The sequence below is a fragment of the Pseudaminobacter soli (ex Li et al. 2025) genome, from assembly GCF_003012705.1.
Classification (GTDB): domain Bacteria; phylum Pseudomonadota; class Alphaproteobacteria; order Rhizobiales; family Rhizobiaceae; genus Pseudaminobacter; species Pseudaminobacter soli.
The window spans coordinates 1-18,134 of sequence record NZ_PXYL01000035.1 but is presented as its reverse complement, the minus strand read 5'-3'; the positions used below and the strand labels follow the sequence as shown (position 1 = coordinate 18,134).

The 18,134-nt window shown below is 61.9% G+C and carries 15 protein-coding genes; 8 read left to right on the top strand and 7 right to left on the bottom strand.

Annotated features, from left to right (window positions below):
* The first annotated feature begins 66 nt into the window (after window positions 1-66).
* Genes C7I85_RS29120 through C7I85_RS29105 form a run of 4 tightly spaced genes read left to right on the top strand, consistent with a single transcriptional unit; the run spans window position 67 to window position 3,816 of the window.
* Window positions 67-1,065, top strand: coding sequence for an ABC transporter permease (locus tag C7I85_RS29120; RefSeq protein ID WP_106727490.1), 999 nt, complete (start codon window positions 67-69; stop codon window positions 1,063-1,065).
* A complete protein-coding gene (locus tag C7I85_RS29115) occupies window positions 1,065-1,898 on the top strand; it encodes an ABC transporter permease (RefSeq protein ID WP_210203106.1) in 834 nt (277 codons plus the stop codon). The genes C7I85_RS29120 and C7I85_RS29115 overlap by 1 nt, the downstream gene beginning before the upstream one ends.
* The gene (locus C7I85_RS29110; RefSeq protein WP_106727488.1) at window positions 1,895-2,863 is read left to right on the top strand and encodes an ABC transporter ATP-binding protein; all 969 of its coding nucleotides are present in this window, start codon (window positions 1,895-1,897) and stop codon (window positions 2,861-2,863) included. Before C7I85_RS29115 ends, C7I85_RS29110 begins: the two co-directional genes overlap by 4 nt.
* Complete coding sequence (locus C7I85_RS29105; RefSeq protein ID WP_245445156.1) at window positions 2,863-3,816, top strand: ABC transporter ATP-binding protein; 954 nt, start codon at window positions 2,863-2,865, stop codon at window positions 3,814-3,816. Before C7I85_RS29110 ends, C7I85_RS29105 begins: the two co-directional genes overlap by 1 nt.
* On the opposite strand, the gene C7I85_RS29100 is transcribed toward C7I85_RS29105, so the two are convergent.
* The 6 genes from C7I85_RS29100 to C7I85_RS29075 all read right to left on the bottom strand — a co-directional run bounded on the left by C7I85_RS29100 (window position 3,780) and on the right by C7I85_RS29075 (window position 13,062).
* Window positions 3,780-5,261, bottom strand: coding sequence for an HAL/PAL/TAL family ammonia-lyase (locus tag C7I85_RS29100; RefSeq protein ID WP_106727487.1), 1,482 nt, complete (start codon window positions 5,259-5,261; stop codon window positions 3,780-3,782). The two genes, C7I85_RS29105 and C7I85_RS29100, sit on opposite strands and share 37 nt — an antisense overlap.
* Window positions 5,258-6,259: an ornithine cyclodeaminase family protein gene (locus tag C7I85_RS29095; RefSeq protein ID WP_106727486.1), complete on the bottom strand. Its 1,002-nt coding sequence runs from the start codon at window positions 6,257-6,259 to the stop codon at window positions 5,258-5,260. The genes C7I85_RS29100 and C7I85_RS29095 overlap by 4 nt, the downstream gene beginning before the upstream one ends.
* A gap of 118 nt (window positions 6,260-6,377) precedes the next feature.
* Entirely contained in the window at window positions 6,378-7,916 is a 1,539-nt protein-coding gene (locus tag C7I85_RS29090) for an FAD-dependent oxidoreductase (RefSeq protein WP_106727485.1), read from the bottom strand.
* Window positions 7,917-8,069: 153 nt separating this feature from the next.
* Window positions 8,070-8,765, bottom strand: a complete 696-nt coding sequence (locus C7I85_RS29085; protein WP_106727484.1) for a response regulator transcription factor — start codon at window positions 8,763-8,765, stop codon at window positions 8,070-8,072.
* Between the two features lie 556 nt (window positions 8,766-9,321).
* Window positions 9,322-10,506 (bottom strand): EAL domain-containing response regulator, encoded by a 1,185-nt coding sequence (locus tag C7I85_RS29080; RefSeq protein WP_210203105.1) that lies wholly within the window; start codon window positions 10,504-10,506, stop codon window positions 9,322-9,324.
* A 273-nt stretch (window positions 10,507-10,779) separates the two neighbouring features.
* Window positions 10,780-13,062, bottom strand: a complete 2,283-nt coding sequence (locus C7I85_RS29075; protein WP_181257452.1) for an ATP-binding protein — start codon at window positions 13,060-13,062, stop codon at window positions 10,780-10,782.
* A gap of 496 nt (window positions 13,063-13,558) precedes the next feature.
* On the opposite strand from C7I85_RS29075, the gene C7I85_RS29070 reads away from it, so the two are divergent.
* The 4 genes from C7I85_RS29070 to C7I85_RS29055 all read left to right on the top strand — a co-directional run bounded on the left by C7I85_RS29070 (window position 13,559) and on the right by C7I85_RS29055 (window position 17,265).
* Entirely contained in the window at window positions 13,559-14,356 is a 798-nt protein-coding gene (locus C7I85_RS29070; RefSeq protein WP_106727481.1) for a GGDEF domain-containing protein, read from the top strand.
* A 98-nt stretch (window positions 14,357-14,454) separates the two neighbouring features.
* On the top strand, window positions 14,455-15,750 hold the full coding sequence (gene blh / locus C7I85_RS29065; protein WP_106727480.1) for a bifunctional sulfur transferase/dioxygenase Blh: 1,296 nt from the start codon (window positions 14,455-14,457) through the stop codon (window positions 15,748-15,750).
* Window positions 15,751-15,794: 44 nt separating this feature from the next.
* Window positions 15,795-16,085 carry a sulfite-sensing transcriptional repressor BigR gene (gene bigR / locus C7I85_RS29060; RefSeq protein ID WP_106727499.1) on the top strand — a complete coding sequence of 97 codons (291 nt, stop codon included), beginning with the start codon at window positions 15,795-15,797 and terminating at the stop codon, window positions 16,083-16,085.
* A 145-nt stretch (window positions 16,086-16,230) separates the two neighbouring features.
* Window positions 16,231-17,265, top strand: a complete 1,035-nt coding sequence (locus C7I85_RS29055) for an FUSC family protein (RefSeq protein WP_181257451.1) — start codon at window positions 16,231-16,233, stop codon at window positions 17,263-17,265.
* Here the strand turns inward: C7I85_RS29055 and C7I85_RS29050 are convergent.
* Complete coding sequence (locus C7I85_RS29050; protein WP_106727478.1) at window positions 17,262-17,750, bottom strand: Hsp20/alpha crystallin family protein; 489 nt, start codon at window positions 17,748-17,750, stop codon at window positions 17,262-17,264. The genes C7I85_RS29055 and C7I85_RS29050 overlap by 4 nt on opposite strands.
* Window positions 17,751-18,134: the final 384 nt, after the last annotated feature.

Below are 18,134 nucleotides of genomic sequence, written 5' to 3'. Positions count from 1 at the left end.
ACTGACGGAGCGCCCGGCGACGAGCCGGGCGCTTGTCATTGACGCGAGTCTCTGGGCGGGAGTGGCATGAACGGGTTTTGGAGCAAGGGCAGCCTTGCGCGCTATGGTGCGAGCCGGCTGGCGACCGCCGTTCTGGTTTTGGTGGGCAGCATCGCACTCTTGTGCTCGCTGACCCTGATCGTGCCGGGCGATCCGGCGCGCATCCTCTTGGGTGCGCGTGCCACGCCCGAACTTGTGGAGACCTTTCGCCAGCAGATGGGGCTCAACCTGCCCCTCTATGAGCGGGTGTTCGTCTTCTTCAAGCACGCTTTGCAGGGCGATCTCGGCACAGACGTGATCAGCGGCCGCTCGGTGACGGACATGGTGCTCGCTGCCTTGCCGAATACCATTCTGCTTGCCGTTTCGGCCATCGGGCTTGCCGTGCTGCTCGGCATTCCGATCGGGTGCTATGCGGCGGTGCGGCCGGGCAGCCTGCTCGACCAGGTGCTGGCGGTGTTCAGCGTCAGCCTGGTAGCGACGCCCAGCTATGTGGTAGCAATCCTGCTGCTCTATTTCTTCTCGGTGCGGCTAGGCTGGTTTCCGGTATTGGGTGCCGGCGAGCCCGGCCATGTCCTCGACCAGTTGCACCACCTGATCCTGCCGACGATTGCGCTGGCGGTCGGCTGGATCGGCTACATTGCGCGACTGGTTCGCTCCTCGCTGCTCGAGGTGCTGAGCGAACCTTACATCCGCACCGCGCGCGCCTACGGCCAGCCGGAGCGGCGCGTCGTCATGAAATATGCGCTGAAGCTCGCCTGCATCCCGACCGTGGCAATCCTCGGCGTCGGCATCGGCGAGCTGATGGGCGGGGCCGTGTTTGTCGAGGTCATCTTCAATCGGCCGGGCCTGGGCTCGTTGGTGTTCGATGCGATCCGCGTGCGCAATTATCCCGTGGTGCAGGGCTGCATCCTGATCATTGTCGCGATCTTCGTCCTGGCCAATCTCCTCGTCGATTTCGCCTATGCGTGGCTTGACCCGCGCGTGCGCGAAGCCCTTGGGCGCACGCGAAGCGGAGGCGGTGTTTGATGGACATTCTGCGCCGAATCTGGAGAAGCCCGAGTGGCCGCATCGGGCTCATCGCTACGCTTCTCGTCGTCATCGGTGGGCTGGCAGCGCCGCTGCTTGCGACGCATATGCCCAACCAGATCGATGTCGCCGCGCGACTGTCGCCACCTTCGGCCACGCATTGGCTGGGCACCGACCAACTCGGCCGCGACCTCTTTTCGCGGGGACTCTACGGCACGCGCGTCGCGGTCGGCGTCGCGCTCGCGGTCACGGCCATCGCGCTTGTGATCGGAATTCTGCTCGGCGTTGCTGCCGCCTATGCCCCGGCGCCGATCGAGCGGATCATCCTGGCGGTCTTCGACATCATCAGCGCCTATCCCACCCTGATCCTGGCGCTCGCGCTGGTCGCGGTGCTGGGGCCTGGCCTGCAGAACATCATCATCCTCGTCACCATCGTCTTCGTGCCGAGGTTCGGCCGCATCGCGCGGGCGCAGACACTGACCATCAAGGAACAGCCGTTCCTCGAGGCCGAGCGTGCGCTCGGCGCCTCGGGCGGCCGTATCATGCTCTTCCACGTGCTGCCGAACATCGTCGGCCCCATCGTGGTGCTAGCCAGCATGAACATTCCCGTCGTCATCACGCTGGAGGCTGGCCTGAGCTTCCTCGGCGTGGGCATCCGCCCGCCCTTGGCGAGTTGGGGTTCGATGCTGTTCGACGGCTTCACCTATATTGGCCAGTCGGTCTGGCCGGTGCTGGTCGCGGGCGGCATGCTGACGCTGGCGACGCTCGGCTTCACGCTGTTCGGCGAGGCCCTGCGCGATGCGATCGACCCGAAATTGAGGCGGGAGCCATGACCCGAGACGCGCTTGTCGAGATCCGCAGCCTGTCGATCGACTTCGCGACGGGCAGGGGCGCCGTGCATGCGCTGCGCGACGTGAACCTTTCGGTCGGGCGCCGGCGCATCGTTGGGCTGGTCGGCGAAAGCGGCAGCGGCAAATCCACGCTGGCGCTAGCCCTGCTCGGCCTTCTCCCCGAGAACACGTCGAAGGTCACAGGCAACATCGAGCTGGAGGGTAAGAACCTTCTGGCGCTGAAACCGGAACAACTGGAACATCTGCGCGGCCGGCGCATTGCCATGATCTTCCAGGACCCGATGACAGCGCTGAACCCGGTGTTCACCATCGGCACGCAGCTTGTCGATGCGCAGCGCAACCGCCATCCCGATCTCGGCCGCAAGGAACTGCTTAGCCGCGCCGCGGCGATGCTCATCCGCGTCGGCATTTCAGACCCCGAGACGCGGCTTGCCGCCTATCCGCACCAACTCAGTGGCGGCATGCGCCAGCGGGTGATGATTGCGATGGCGCTGTTGTGCGAGCCGGACGTGCTGATCGCAGACGAGCCGACCACGGCGCTGGACGTGACCATCGAGGCGCAGATCGTAGATCTCATCAAGGACATCCAGGCTGAGTTCAGCGGCTCGATCATCTTCGTCTCGCACAGCCTCGGCCTCATCTCCGAGCTCTGCGACGAGGTCGCGGTGATGTATGCCGGCAAGGTGGTGGAGAGCGGGCCGACGCGCGGTCTTTTCGCGCACCCGAGCCACCCCTACACGCAGGCGCTGCTGGCCTGCGAGATCGACCCCGACACCGAACCGGGCGAAAGGCTGGTGACGATCAAGGGCGGGCTGCCCGATCTGGTCGATGTGCCCTCCGGCTGCATATTCGCCGACCGCTGCCCGGCACGCTTCGAGAAATGTTCGCAGGAACCGGCGCTGCGCGAAGTCGCGCCGGGCCACGATGCTGCGTGCTGGCTGGTGTAATGATGGCTGAAACCAACACGATCGAAGTCGAAAATATCAGCGTCACCTTCGCAGGCGGCGTGCAGGCGGTGGCCGGCATCAGCCTGAAACTCTCCGTGGGCGAAACGCTCGGCCTGGTGGGGGAAAGCGGCAGCGGCAAGACGACACTCGCCAAGGCGTTGGTCGGACTGAACCGGCCGGAGTCGGGGCGCGTCGTCGTCGAAGGCCGCGACCTGACCGGCTTGACCCGCGCCGATCGGCTGTGGCTGAGGCGGCGCGTGCAGATGATCTTCCAGGATCCGCTGTCTTCGCTTTCGCCGCGCTTCACGATCCGCAAGCTCCTGGCCGAGCCGCTCGCCATTCATGGGCTCAACGCCAAGGAGCGTTGGCCGGCGGTGCTCGACCTCATGGCCCGTCTCGGACTGTCGGAAGCGCAGCTAGACAAGTTCCCGCATCAGGTCAGCGGCGGTCAGGCACGGCGCGTGGCGATCGCGCGTGCTCTGGTGATCGACCCGTCTTTCCTGATCGCCGATGAGCCGACGGCCGGTCTCGACGTTTCCGTTCAGGGCGAACTGCTCAACCTCTTGTCCGATCTGCAGCAACGTTTTTCTCTCGGCATCCTCATCGTCAGCCACAATCTCAACGTCATCGGCCGCGTCACCGACCGCGTTGCGATCATGTATCTCGGCAAGGTGGTGGAGGAGGGCCCGACGCGTGCTGTGTTTCGTGCGCCAAGACATCCCTATACCCGGGCGCTCCTGTCGGCCAATCCGGTTATCGATCCCGAGCACAAGCGAAAGAAGATCGTGCTGTCGGGCGAAATTCCGAGTCCGTCGAAGCCGCCGGCCGGATGCCGCTTCCACACGCGCTGCCCCAATGTGCAGCCGCGGTGCCTGGTGGAGGAGCCGCAGCTGACCGAGGCCGAGAACGGCAGGCGCTATGCCTGCCACTTCCCGCTGGAAAGTGCTGCGTAGAGCGCTTCGGCATCGGTTCCGAGCGGCCGGTCCTGCTGAAGCGGTTCGACAAGCGCGCGCACGGCGGCGTGCACGCGGGCCGTGCCCGGCGCAGGTCGCAGCCCTTCGCGCAAATCCACAGCCTGCGCCGCCGCCATCAGCTCGAAGGCGATAAGCCTGCGCCACAGCGTGATCATCTCGCCGGTTTTGGACACGGCGAGCGCCGTCTGGGTGGCGTGGTCTTCGACGCCCTCCGAGACAGGCAGGAAGTCAAGCATCACCGGATTTGCCTTGTGCCGGATGGCGGCAAGGATGGCGGTCACTGTCTTCTGCAACGGCACGAAGCCCGCCGAAGCGCCGCCGACGGGCGACAGATATTTCGGCAGGCCGTTGCGGCCCGAGCCGGTGAGCTGGATGAAGCGGGCAGCGCTCGCCGCCGCCGTCTGCGCGATTGCCAGCCCGAGCGTCTCAAAGGCAAGCGCCAGCGCGGGCGTGTGGAAATTTCCGGTCGAAATGACCATGCCGTCGTCGGTCAGTACCAGCGGGTTGTCGGCCGCGCCGTCAAGCTCGACTTCCACCGCCTGCCGCGCCGTTTCGATGGCCGAAATTAGCGCGCCATGGATCGAGGCTATGCAGCGGATGGAAAGCGGGTCCTGCAATGTGGTCGGAGCGATTTCGCGATCGTCGGCGAGAAGAGCACGCAGCCGGCTTGCGGCCTCCGCCTGTCCGGCTCCCGGCCTTGCCGTCTGCAGGCGCGGGTCGAGAATGGTGCGGTTGGCGCCGATGCCTTCCATGGTAAGCGCGCCGGCTTGCTCCTGCTGGGCCAGCGAGGCAATTGCGTCGGCAACTGCCAGCGCGCCTTGCCCTGCCGAGACCGCCGAAGCGTTGATGAGCGACAGCCCGTCCTTGGGCTCGAGGCGCACAGGTTTTAGGCCGGCCAGCGCGAGCGCCTCGGCCGCCGGCAGCCGTTGGCCCTGAAAAGTCGCCTCGCCGTCGCCGATCAGGAAGCGGCCGAGTGCCGACATCAGCACCAGGTCGCCGGCGCCGATGGAGCCGAGGGAAGGCATCACCGGAAGGACGCCGGCATTGAGCGCGGCAACCAGTGTGACCAGAATTTCGGGCGAGATGCCCGAGCCGCCGTTGCTGAGCATCGCGGCGCGGGCAAACATGGTTGCGCGCACCGCTTCTGTTGGCAGCGGCTCGCCGACCGCGCCGCTTCGCCCTTCGAGCAACTGCCGTTGGAAGGCGCTTGCATCGCTTGTCACCGAAGTGCCGAGATTTGCGCCGAGACCGGTGTTGAGGCCGTAGATCTTCTGGCCGGAGGCCGCGACGCGGTCGAGGACTGCGCGCGCCTTGCCGAGCCGCTCGATCACTTCGGGCGTGATCTCAACCTTGCGGCCTTCGCGCGCGACGGCGGCCACATTCTCGATGCGGCTGCCGTTGCCGGTCAGAACCAGCGCGCTCACGCGAACCTCAGCTTCTGGCCGATGCTGTTGGCCTGCGCCTTCTTCAGCATGGCCATGCCGAGCGCGATGTCCGACAGCGACAGCCCGCGATGCCAGAACAGGATGGTCTCGTCCTCGCTCTCACGACCGACCTTGCGGCCGGCAGCGATTTCGCCGAGCTCGGCGTGGAGCGTCTGCGCGGTCAGCCGGCCGGTCTCGACATGGGCGCGCAGCGAGCCGAACTTGCCGCCTTTGCACTGGCCCCAGTCGTCCACCACGATCTTGCTCATGATGTCGGTCAGCGAAAGCTCCACCGCGCTCATCGTGCCGTAGGGAACGACCAGCGCGCCCGGCTTGATCCATTCGGTCTTGAGCAGGGGCTGAGGCTCGGGCAGGCGCGAGGCTTCCACCACGATGTCGGCTTCAACCACGGAGCTTTTCCAGTCCTCAACAGCCTTCACTGGCTTGCCGAGATCGGCTGAAAGTTTCGCGGCAAAACTGTCGCGGCTTTCGGGCCGTCGCGAATGAACGCGGATTTCCTCAAAATCGTAGAGATGGTCGAGCAGCCGCACGTTCCAATAGGCCGTGCCGCGCGCGCCGATATGGCCGAGCACGCGCGGCTTCTCGCGGGCGAGATGCTTGGCGCCGATTGCCGTCAACGCGCCGGTGCGCATGTCGGTGATGACCGTGGCGTCGAGGATGGCGCGCGGCATGCCGGTGCGCGGATCGAACAGATTGAGGATGCCGAATTCGGAGGGCAGGCCGCGCAGGTAGTTGTCGACATAGTCGCCGACAATCTTCACACCGGCTGCGTCCAGCGGCGCGACATAGCCGCGAAGCACGTTGAAATGGCCGTGGAATTCCGGGTTCGGCTCAAGGTGTACGCGCGGCTCTATCACCGTCTCGCCATTGCCCTGAGCCACCAGCCCCGCCTCGACCGCCGCGATGATTTCCGCATCGGTCATGGCGAGCTTCTCGATGTCGAGCGCGTTCAGATAATCGATGTGGACTTCTTGCATTGTCGTCTAATTCTCCTGCGGCAAATGCGTCCCCCGCACGGGCCAGCCCATTTCCTAGCGCAGAAAGACTGCTGCAGGAACCAACTTCCGAGGAAAGAATTTGCGTAGATTCAAGGTGTTACGCTGCCTTGTGCTCCGAAAGCCTCCCCATCGCGACCTCGCATTCCAGCAGCCCGATATCGCGGTTGATGGATGCGGCGGCGACCGTTTGTCCGCCCTTCTTGTAGGCGACGATGCAGTCCTGCTTCTCGATGCTGCCATCGATTTCGACCGCATCCCATGAAGTGGCATAGCCGATGTAGCGGATGCTCACATCGTAATGCGCGCTCCAGAAGAACGGCACGCTCGTGAAGGGCCGGCGCATGCCGAGCATGTTTTCGGCGGCGACCTGGCCCTGACGCTCGGCCACGACCCAATGCTCGACGCGGCGTCTCTCGTTATGGATCTTGTCTTGCCACTGGGCGATGTCGCCGGCGGCGAATATTCCTGGCACGCTGGTCTCCAGGAATTCGTCCACCAATATACCCTTGTCGGTTGCGATGCCGGCCTTCGAAGCCTGCGCAATGCGTGGCTTCACGCCGACCCCCATCACCACGAAATCGGCGCCGATCGATTTGCCGTCGCTCAGCTGCACGGTGCGATCGTCGATGCGCGATGGCGTCGTGCCAAGGTGGAAGCGCACGCCGTGTTCCTCATGCACCGAGCGTATGAATGCGCCGAATTCCTTACCGAGAACCTTTTCGAGCGGGTAGGCTTCGGGCGCGACCACGTGCACTTCAAGGCCGCGCGTGCGCAGGGCTGCCGCGACTTCCAGCCCGATAAAGCTCGCGCCGATGATGGCGGCAGACTTGAACTGCTCGGCGGCCGCAATGATGGCGCGGCTGTCGGCCAGCGAGCGCAGTACGAACACGTTTGGCTGCTCGGTGCCGGGCAATGGCAGGCGGATGGGCTCCGCCCCGGTTGCCAGAAGAAGCCGATCGAACGGTATTGCCTCACCGCTCGAAGTGACCACTACGCTTGCATCGCGGTCGATGCGATCGACGCTCGTGCTCAATTTCAGATCGATGTTGTTGCGGGCGTAGAACTTTGCCGAACGGAGCGGAATCCACGAATCTTCGGCCTCCCCGGCGAGATAGTCCTTGGACAGATTGGGACGGTCATAGGGCGCGTCCTCATCGGCGCTCAGCATGGTCAACTGACCGGCAAAGCCCCGGCGGCGCAGCATTTCGGCCGCCGCAAATCCGGCCGCGCCTCCACCCACGATCACGATCCGCTTCGGATCTTTGGTCGCGTCGCGGGCCGGCTGCGGCTCAGCCCTGAGCTTTTCCGTTACGAAGACGCTGCCGTCGCGGTGCTCCACCTTCCAGCGCGCCAGCGGAGAAAAGGCCGGCGCGGCGAGCGCTTCGCCCGTGCGCAGGCTGAAGCAGGCATGGTGCCATGGACAGTGGATGGTATCACCCACGAGGATGCCGTCACCCAGCGGTCCGCTGTAGTGGGTACATGCCCCACCCACCGCCAGGATTTCATCGCCGACTCGCGCAAGAACAACAGGCTCTTCACCGACATGGCCTTTGAGCAGCGCGTTCTTGTCGAAGGCCGAAATCGGCACCCCGGCAGACAGATCGGGGCCAGAATCCTGATTTTCCTGCGAAGCCATTGCAACCTCCCTTGCAGCCTTGGCGGCGTCGCCCGATACGATGCCGAGAATGGCTGGTTGACGCGGCTGGATGCAATAGGTTCCCAAGCTTCATGCGTGCGGTCGGAAATTTTGTGCAAGGGAGCTTAGGCAGCCCCCGGGGAGAAGGTAAGATCAGGGCTCGCTGTAGCGATACCCTGCGCCGCGCGCGGTTTGGATCCATTCCGAGCTCCACTGATCGAGCTTGGCGATCTTCTTGCGCAGGCGGCTGATGTAGACGTCGAGCGTCTTGTCGCTCGGGTCGTAATCCCGAAAAAACGCGTTTTTATAAAGTGACGACTTGCTGCAGTTGATGTTGCGGTTGCGGTAGAGATAGCCGAGGATTCTCGCCTCGGTATCGGTCAGCGGGGCTTCGGTCTCAGTGTGGGAAATGGTTCGCTTCTGCAGATCGCAGGCCACACGCCCTATCGTGAACTGCTCGCGCCGGGTGGACCGCTCCTTCCGGTTTCGCACCGCGACGAGACGCGCCATGCGTGCCTGCAGCTCCCGGATCGAGAACGGCTTCATCACATAGTCGTCGGCACCGAGATCGATCGCGTCGGCACGGCTGTTGGCGGTGCCGGACCCTGAGATGAGAACGATCGGCACGTCGGTATTTTCGCGAATAGTGCGAAGTGTGGTCAGGCCGTCACCATCGGGAAGGTGGATGTCCACGATGGCGCCGTCGAACATCTTCAATTCCGAGCCATGCACGAAATTGATCGACTGCTTGTAGGTCGAGATGAAACGTAAATTATCGGAAGGGACAGGCCATAGACGTTGAATGGACTCGCAGATCAGCTTGTCGTCTTCAATTATTAGTATGTCCATAACAGTACCTGGTCGCGACTGTATCAGGAGTCCCTCAACGCAGCGCGCTGAGGGCGGCACGCAGGCGAGAAGAAGGGAGGTTGGGTGGGCACCGCGCGCGCGACTGTTGCAAGGGCGGACCCACTTTCGTCCGCCGGCCCCCTATAGGGGCGTCGGGCGGGGCTTGTAAACGCTGTTCCTTTGAGGACACGCGATAGGTTTATGAGGCCAGAACCGCCCCCTCGGCGTCTGGGCTCTTCCGGTGTCGACGGCGCCCCATTCCTGCCAAAACCGGAATTGGCGGTTGTGTGGCGCGCCGTCGACATGACGTAAGGGTTTGTAATCATTCACGTCATTCAAGAAATTTGATATTATTAGTTATGTAGAATATTCCGTTGTTTCGTTCAACCCGCCGGTGGGCGGCACTCGATGATTCTGCCTGAAATCTAGGCTATCGCAGTGCAGCATTGGCTGTGGGCGAGACAATGGCGGCATTTGAAAATTGCTGTCAAATTTGGTGCCGGTTAATTGGGTATTGGCGATATACAGTTAATCTGTCTTGTTTCTCCTTTCGGCTTCACGGTGCATCCGGGACGGGAGCAGGCTTTGTTACCCCGCTCACGTCGCTGCTGTTGTAGTCGGAGACGAAGGCGAAGAACTTGTCGATCTTCATGGGCCTCGCGACCAGATAACCCTGGATCTCGTCGCAGCCGATTTCCCTTAGGAAGGCAAAGTCGTTGACGGCTTCGACGCCCTCGGCAACTGCCTTGGCGCCCATATCGTGGGCCATGTTGATGATCGACTTGACGAGGATGCGCCTTGCCGAGACGCCCGATGATCCATGGATGATCGAGCGATCGATTTTGATTTCGGAAAAAGGAAAGCGGGAAAGCCGTGAGAAATTCGAAAGGCCCGTTCCAAAGTCGTCGATGGAGAAGATCGCTCCGTCGAGGCTCATTTTGTAGAGGTTCTTGAGCTGTGCTGGCGTGACCTCCGAAAGGCTTTCCTCGGTGATCTCGAAGACGATGCACTTGAACAGATCGGGCGCCTCGGCAGCGAGCGCCTTCATCCTGCTTCGGATGTTCACCAGATTGATCGGATCGATGTTGATGTTGATCCTGAACTCGCTGCTGTTCCAGGCGCCGGTCTCGAAATGGCGGCGGATGAACGCGACATGCTGCATGAACAGCGTCTGGTTCTGCTCCGGATTCATCTGGTTGATGAAGCTCTGCGGCGGTATGACGCCAAATTCGGGGTGCTCTACTCGGCTGAGCAGTTCCGCGGATTTGATCTTGCCGGAGATGAGGTCGAGCTTTGGCTGAAGGACGCCATAAATCCAGCCCTCGCGCATTGCTTCGACAATGTCGAGCTGACTGAACATGTCCTTCAGGCCATCACGTTTTCGCGCCAGCCTTTCCATCACCTGCTTGCCCGTGAATGGCTTGGGAATGACGGCTTCAACCTTGAGGCCGATTTCCTCAGCGTAGCGGCGCGAGATCTCCAGCGCCTTCGGGTCGCCGCTCGTCAGATAGATGTCGGCCTTCCAGCGGTTACGGCAGAGAAAGTCCAACACATCCGTGGCGTCGTCTTCGCCAAGGCGCACGTCAATCAAAACGGCCTTTGCGTCTTCATGGGAGATGTTGTCGGCAAAATCCTCGAGGCTAAGATGGAATACGGTCTGGTATCCGGCCTGCTCGAGAGCGTAGCGCAGGAAGTGCAGCTGGTCCGCCATATCGTCGACGATATGGACCACGCTCCGCATGTTCTGCCGCGAAGGCTTCCCCGCTGGGAATAGGCTCTTCGAGCCGAATGGGACGACGCTGCTGCGCATTAAACCGCTCCGTTGCATGCACAACAAAGCGGCTGCCGATTAACCCCACCTTTCCCGATGATTAAAAAAGGTAAACTGCCCCATGCGATCCAGCTCGGCCACGAGGTGGGGCGGCAGATTGCCAGGGCGCAGGTTGATATTCTGCCCGGCATGGAATGCTAGTCGCCGGGCAGATGGACATGGCTCGACCTGAAGCTGAAACGCCTATCGGTCCAGCACCTCCCGCAATATCCGGGAGAGGTCGGCAAGCCGGAACGGCTTCTGGAGCAAGTCGACACCCTTGTCCAGCCTGCCGTGATGGATGATGGCGTTGCGCGTATAGCCGGACATGTAAACGACCCGCAGCCCCTTGTGGGTGAGCCGGGCAACGTCGGCAAGCTGCCGTCCGTTCATCCCTCCGGGTAGGGTGACGTCTGTGAGCAGGAGGTCGATCTCGTGCTCGTCCAGGATCTTCAGCGCTTCCTCGGCGTTGGTCACGCTCATGGCTTTGTAGCCGAGCTTGGTGACGAGGTTGCGCGAATGCTCGCGCACGAGTTCGTCGTCTTCGACGATGAGGATAGTCTCGCTGCCGCAATGGGCACTTGCGGCCTTTTCAGCCGGCTCCTCGCCAAGTCCTTTCTCGGCGCGCGGCAGATACAGCTTGACCGTGGTGCCCTGGCCGACCTCGGAATAGATCTTTATGTGGCCGCCGCTCTGCTTGATGAATCCCTGGACCATGCTGAGGCCGAGACCAGAACCTTTGCCTTCCGGCTTCGTGGTAAAGAAGGGATCGAAGGCGCGGTCGATGACCTCGGGGCTCATGCCGTGGCCAGTGTCGGAAATGGCCAGCAGCATGAAAGGGCCGGGCGTCACCTCGTTGTGCTGCAAAGCATAGGCCTCGTCCAGATGTTCGTTCGAGGTTTCAAGCGTCAGCTTACCCCCGTCCGGCATGGCGTCGCGGGCATTGACCGCCAGATTCAGGATGGCGTTCTCGACCTGGCCCGGATCCACCTCGGCAGGCCAGGCATTCCCTGCCAGCACCACCTCAATGTCGATGGATTCCGGCAGAACCCGACGCATCATCGGGTGCAGGTTGTTGACCAGTGCGTTGATATCGGTCGGCACGGGCGAAAGCGCCTGCCGTCGCCCGACCGCCAGCAAGCCGGCGGTAAGCTCGGCCGAGCGGTCGGCGGCCTTGAGTGCTGTCGTGGCGCCGGCCGCAATCGGCGTTCCGGGCTGGGCCCGCTCCTTTATGTCTTCCAGGTTGCCGATGATGACAGTCAGCAGGTTGTTGAAGTCATGGGCAATACCGCCTGTCAGCTGGCCGATGGTTTCCATCTTCTGCGAATGACGCAATTGCTCGGACGTGCGCTTCTGCTCCGTTATGTTGCGTGCATAGACCAGCGAGCCGCTGGGAAACGGATAGAGCGCCACCGCCAGCCAGAGATTAGAATCCCTCAAATAAATTTCCGTGGCGGATGTCGAGCCGGACTTTCTCGAATCCAGGAAGACCTGCCTGTATCCGCCGGCATCGATGGCGGGGAAGACTTCGAACAGGTTCTTGCCGATGGCGGAGTCGGAGATCAGTTCGCGGAACGCCGGGTTTGCGAAGGCAACGTTCCAGTCATTGTCCACCAGGAAGAGCGGGTCCGTGATGCTGGCGAACGAGGCCCGAACCATTTCGAGCGCTGTTTCCTCGCGCCGCGCGCGGCGGTTCATGTTGCGGTCGAGCGCCCAGCCGGCGAAAAGCACGCAAAGCCCACCAATGCCAAGCAGAGCCGCAAGGCGGTCCTTGCGACCAACCCAGGCCTTGAGGCCGTCTTCCTTCGAAATAGCGGTAAATACTGCCAGCTTTTTGTCCGGAATGATCTTCCAGGCAACATAATAGGTCTCGCCATCCGCCAGGACCACCGGCAGGGAGTGGTCTCCGCCCGAGGGGGAGCCGTCTTTCAGCGCCCGCGCGACGGTAGCGTCAACGGCGTCACTCGCATCGGCTTGGGACAGCGAAGCCAGCAGCGAGCCGTCCAGCTTCTGGATGCCGATCAGCCTATGCCCGGTCGGAATGTCCGCGAAAAGGCTCTCGACAAGCGAAACGGGCACTGCCGCAGTGACAACCGCAACAAGGCGCCCATCCTGGCGCACCGAGCGGCTAATGGGAATGATCAGTTCTTCGGGAGAGCCGACCCTAGTCTTGACCGTGTCGCCGACGATCAATTCGTCGGCAGCCCCGTTTTTCTGCGCCTGGAAATAATCGCGGTCGACAAGGCTCACTCCTGACGTATCCGTGGCGTGTGAGGTGGCAATCAGCATTCCATCGGGATCGATGGCGGCATAGCGAAGGGGCGCCGCGCCGTGGGCGCTCGCCGCCAGCAGTATGGCGTGGATATTTTCAGCGGTCAGTCGGTCGTGCTGTGCCGCTGCGCCGACGGCATTCTGCACCACCTGCAGGCTGCGATCGACCGAGTTCAGGAACAGGTTCATATTCGCAGCCAGAGGCGCTGATGTCATCTGCGCCTCGTTGTAGGTGTCTGCAATTGCTGAGTTTCGCTCAGCCCATTCCGAAATAACAAATGAACAAAATGAAATCAGTACGAAAATTAGTGAAGCAATAAAAAGAAAATGTTTCGATTTTGTATTTGTATAGAATGAATTGCCTTCATTCGAAGGCAACCTTGATTTGAAACTATTAGAAATCCTGTGCATGTTCCGGAAGTCATCCGTATTCTAGAAGCTCTTTCGGAAACGAGTTTCGTCGGCATTCGTCACCGCGAAGGGAGATCGAAACCGTTTCAGAGCATGTTAATAACTTTCTAATAAAGCAATCCCATATGATCGATCTGGATGTGAGACTCAAGCCTTTCAGCCAGCGAGTCCCACGCCGATGTCCCCATATTTTGGGGCATTGTTCTATTAACATTAATATTGGTTGGGCCGGCGCTTTGTGTAAGCGAGGGGCTTCCTCCGACATCGTTACACTCTCTCAGGGCCTGGTTTATTCGCACAAATGAAACTGCTGCAGCTTCTTCGGGGATATTGGAGCCTGATCGCCACCATCCTCCTGTTCGGCGGCTACCTTGCGTTCGAATTCGATGTCTACGCGGATTCCAAGGACGCCTCGCCCGAGAGGGAGCGGGGCGACCTGTTGCGGCTTCTCACGGTTAGTTCGGTGATGATGTTCGGCTTCATGGTCCTCTCGCTGCGGCGCGTACTGGACCATGGGCGTGAGCGCACCATGCGCACGGATGCCGAGTTGCGTGCCCGAGCTGTCGAGCGAACGGATATTTTGACCGGCCTTGCCAATCGGCTTCGCTTCGAGGAACTGGTGGCCGACACGCTTTCCGAGTTCTCGAAGTATGGCGCGCAGTTCGTCGTGCTCTTCATCGACCTGGATGGCTTCAAGCCGGTGAACGATACGCACGGCCACGCGGCCGGCGACGCCGTCCTTCGCGAAGTGGCGGCGCGTCTGACCACGCATGCCGAGGATGCGGTATGTGTCGCGAGACTGGGTGGCGACGAGTTCTCTGTCTGCGCCAAGACTGCCCATGGCGTGCAGCATCCGATGAGACTGGCGTCCACCTTGCTCGAAGCGATCGAGAGGACGATTCCCTTTGAGGACAAGCAGCTTGCGGTGAGCGCTACCATCGGCGTCGCGATCTGCACGGATGAGATGCAATCGGCATCGGACCTTCTTAAGGCTGCCGACAGCGCTATGTATGCGGGGAAGCGCGGCGGTCGCGGTCAGGTCGTGCTTTATGGTTCAAAGCCGCAAGCTGTTACCTGGTCCTCGCCGAGAGTCGCCTGAGAAATCAGCAGCAGCCGAACGCATAGCAAATTTGGCTTGCTATCCATACAATATACATTATATGATAGTGTAAATTGTTTCAGAAGAGGCAGGTACTCATGCAAACGGTCAAGATCACCGATCGGCTTTCGGTCGTCGCGCAGCCGCAGCTCTCCGATATCTCGGACCTTGCGCACGCGGGCTTTTCGGCGCTCGTTAATGCTCGGCCGGATCAGGAAGAGGCGGTCCAGCCCGGAACCACGGCGGAGAGGCGGGCGGCAAGCGATGCCGGCCTCGGCTACAGCTACATCCCTGTTACCGGTGCGACGATCACCGAAGCCGATATCCGCGCCTTCCAGTCGGCAGTCGCAAATTCGGGTGGACCGGTGATTGCTCATTGTAAAAGCGGAACGCGAGCGCTGGCGCTCCATGCCCTAGGCGAAGTGCTCGACGGCCGCATGAAGGCCGACGACGTGCTTGCCTTCGGCAAGCAGCATGGCTTCGATCTCTCCATGGCCGCAAACTGGCTTGCGCGCAATGCGATGCGTAAGCCGGAGGTGAAGGCCTTCTTCGAGCCGCGCACCTTCAGCGTGCAATATGTCGTCTCCGATCCGGACACCAGGATGTGCGCCATCATTGATCCGGTGCTCGATTTCGACGAAAAATCAGGTGCAACGTCGACGACGAGCGCTGATGACATCCTCGCCTACATCACCGGGCAGGGGCTGACGGTGGAGTGGATTCTCGACACGCATCCTCATGCCGATCATTTTTCGGCCGCGCAGTATCTCAAGCAGAAGACCGGCGCGCCGACCGCGATTGGCGAGCACGTGGTCGACGTGCAGAAGCTCTGGAAGGGCATCTACAACTGGCCCGAGCTGAAGACCGACGGCTCGCAATGGGATCGGCTGTTTGGGCATGGCGAGCGCTTTAAGCTCGGAAACATCGACGCGCATGTGCTGTTCTCGCCGGGGCATACGCTTGCGTCCATCACCTATGTCATCGGCGATGCCGCCTTCATCCATGACACCATGTTCATGCCGGATAGCGGCACTGCGCGGGCGGATTTTCCGGGCGGTAGCGCGCAGGCGCTCTGGCGTTCGATCCAGGGCATTCTTGCCTTGCCTGACGAGACGCGTCTGTTCACCGGCCACGACTATCAGCCGTACGGCCGGGCCCCACGCTGGGAAAGCACGGTTGGCGAGCAGAAGCGCTCCAATCCGCATATTGCCGGACAGGACGAAGCCTCTTTTGTGAAGCTGCGCGAGGCGCGCGATCGCACGCTGCCGATGCCCAAGCTCATCCTGCATGCGCTGCAGGTCAATATTCAGGCCGGCCGGCTGCCGGGGCCTGAAGACAACGGCCGCCGCTACCTCAAATTCCCGCTGAACGCGCTGGAGGGGGCGGTGTGGTGAACGTATTGGACAAGCTCCACGCGGACGGAGCGAAATCGATCGATATGGGCGCGCGGGTCGACGAGGTCGCCCTGCTGCTGAAGACGCTGGCTCATCCGGCGCGTCTCATGCTCGCCTGCACTCTGGTCGATGGGGAATATTCGGTGGGGGAGCTCGAGGACAAACTCGGCATCCACCAGCCGACGCTGTCGCAGCAGCTGACCGTGCTGCGGCAGGCCGGCATCGTCGAAACGCGCCGCGAGGGCAAGCAGATCTTCTACCGCCTGACGGCGGAGAAGGCTGCCCAGCTGATCGAAGCGCTCTACGGCATCTTCTGCGCGGAAGGAAACCAATGAGGGCCTAACGGCCCTCTTTTCGGACTGCATACTCATAAGGCCCAGCGTTTGCTGGGCCTTTTCTTTGTCGATCGCCGTATTCGGGTTCGGCCTTGCCCCTGTTGGGTCAAAAATGTTCTGCTTGGCTGCGCCGCGGAGCCGAGGCGTGGAAAAGGGACGCGCCATGAAGGAACTGGTCCGCGTCGTCATCGAGCGATGGTCGAATGCATGGCGCGACGTGCTGGCGTCCTCGGTGGCCGGCGCCATCGCCTGGGTGATAGCCCAGAAGCTGTTCGGCCATCCTTACCCCATCTTCGCTGCCATCGTTGCGCTGATCTGCCTGGCGCCCGGCCTGCCCAGCCACGCGCGCCAGGCCATGGGGCTGCTGGTGGGCGTCGGCACGGGCATTCCGATCGGCGAACTGGCGCTGACGTTGGGTGGCGACTTGCCTGTGCTGAGCGGTTCGGTGGCAACCTTCATCGCCATGATGTTTGCTTCCTCTTTCGGCCTCGGTCCGGTGGTGCCCATCCAGGCCGGGGTGTCGGTCATACTCGTTCTCGTGATGGGCCCGATGACCGCGGGCTATGTGCGGCTCTTGGATTCCTGCGTGGGCATAGTCGTGGCGCTGCTGTTCAGCCAGTTGCTGGTCACGCCTGATCCCGTCGGCATGGTGAAGCAGGCGGCGGCAAAACTGCTCCGCGAATTGGCGGCTGCCTTCTCGGCAAGTGCGGATGCCCTGGAGCGGGCCGACACAGCCGCAGCCCAAGCGGCGATGGACAAGTTTTCGGCGGCCCATGATAGCCTCAACGCGCTTGCTTCGAGCCTCGACTGGGCGTGTCGTGCCGCGCGCTGGTCGCTGCGGGGGCGATTCTCTGCCGCCGAAATCCGCGAGCTTGCGGCACGCTACGACCGTCGGTCGATCAGGATCTATGCAAGCGGACTGCTGTTTGGAGAGGCGCTGGCGAACGCTCTGCGCAAGAATGAATCGCCGGCTCCGCCAAGGCTGAAAGAGCGGGTTCGGGAAGCGGCGCGTCTTTGCGAGGCGCTGAGCTCCGGCAAGGTGCCGGAAAGCCTTGTGCCACCGGTGGATATTCCGTTGGAAAATCTTCCGCAGAGCTGGCGCATCTGCGTGGACCGCCTCGCTGCTGCGGAAGATGCGTTGCGGGCCTTTGCGAGTACTGGCCCGGAAGACCAGTCTTAGTAGGTGGAAGCGCCGGAGCTGACCTTGATGTGGCGGGAGCGTTCCTGCGCCGGGTTCTTGGGCAGGGTGATGGTCAATATGCCGTCGGCGACATGAGCATGCACCTGTGCGGCGTTGACCGAACGCGGAATGCGGATGGAGCGTTGGAACTGGCCGAAAGAGCGTTCGACAAAGTGGAAGTTCTCCTTGTCCTCTTTCTTCTCCATTTTCTTTTCACCGCGGATGGTCAGGACGTCGTCGTCCAGAGTGACGTCGACATCCTTTTCAGCGACGCCCGGCAATTCAGCGGTGATGCGTACCTCATTCTCCGTTTCGGAGACATTGAGGTGCGGCGTGATCATGCCTTCGTGCCCTTCAGCGGGCACCATGCCGGTGCCGCGGAACACGTCTTCGAACAACCGGTTCATACCTTGCTGGAAGGATGAAAAGGGGTCGCCGCTTAACAGGTTTCTGCTGCCAAGGGGCATGAGCGAGTGGCGTGCCATGGCTCAATTTCCTCCTGTATGAGAGAGAGCGGCCGACGTTCGACTGCGCATAGTTCCGGACCGGCCGGCCCTTGCGGACCGGAAATAGTCCCCCTGGTAGCGCAGCCATCCAAGCTTGGTTTTGATTTCGGGCGGCTGCCCGTCACTTCAAGTGGGAGATCATCAAAATCGTAGTATGACGAGGTGCCGAAAGGAGCTTTCGGCCCCGCGGACCAGCGAAACGATTGCCTTGCTGGGACTTCAAACATGGTAGCGGGGGAGCGTTTCGGTCGCACCCCCCCGAATGTTCCGGTCGCGTTCTCGTGGACGGAAATGGCCAGAAAGCGGGCCTAGGCGGCAGCATGACGCCCGGCGCCGACGATCTTTGGCGTTTGATCTGAGGGG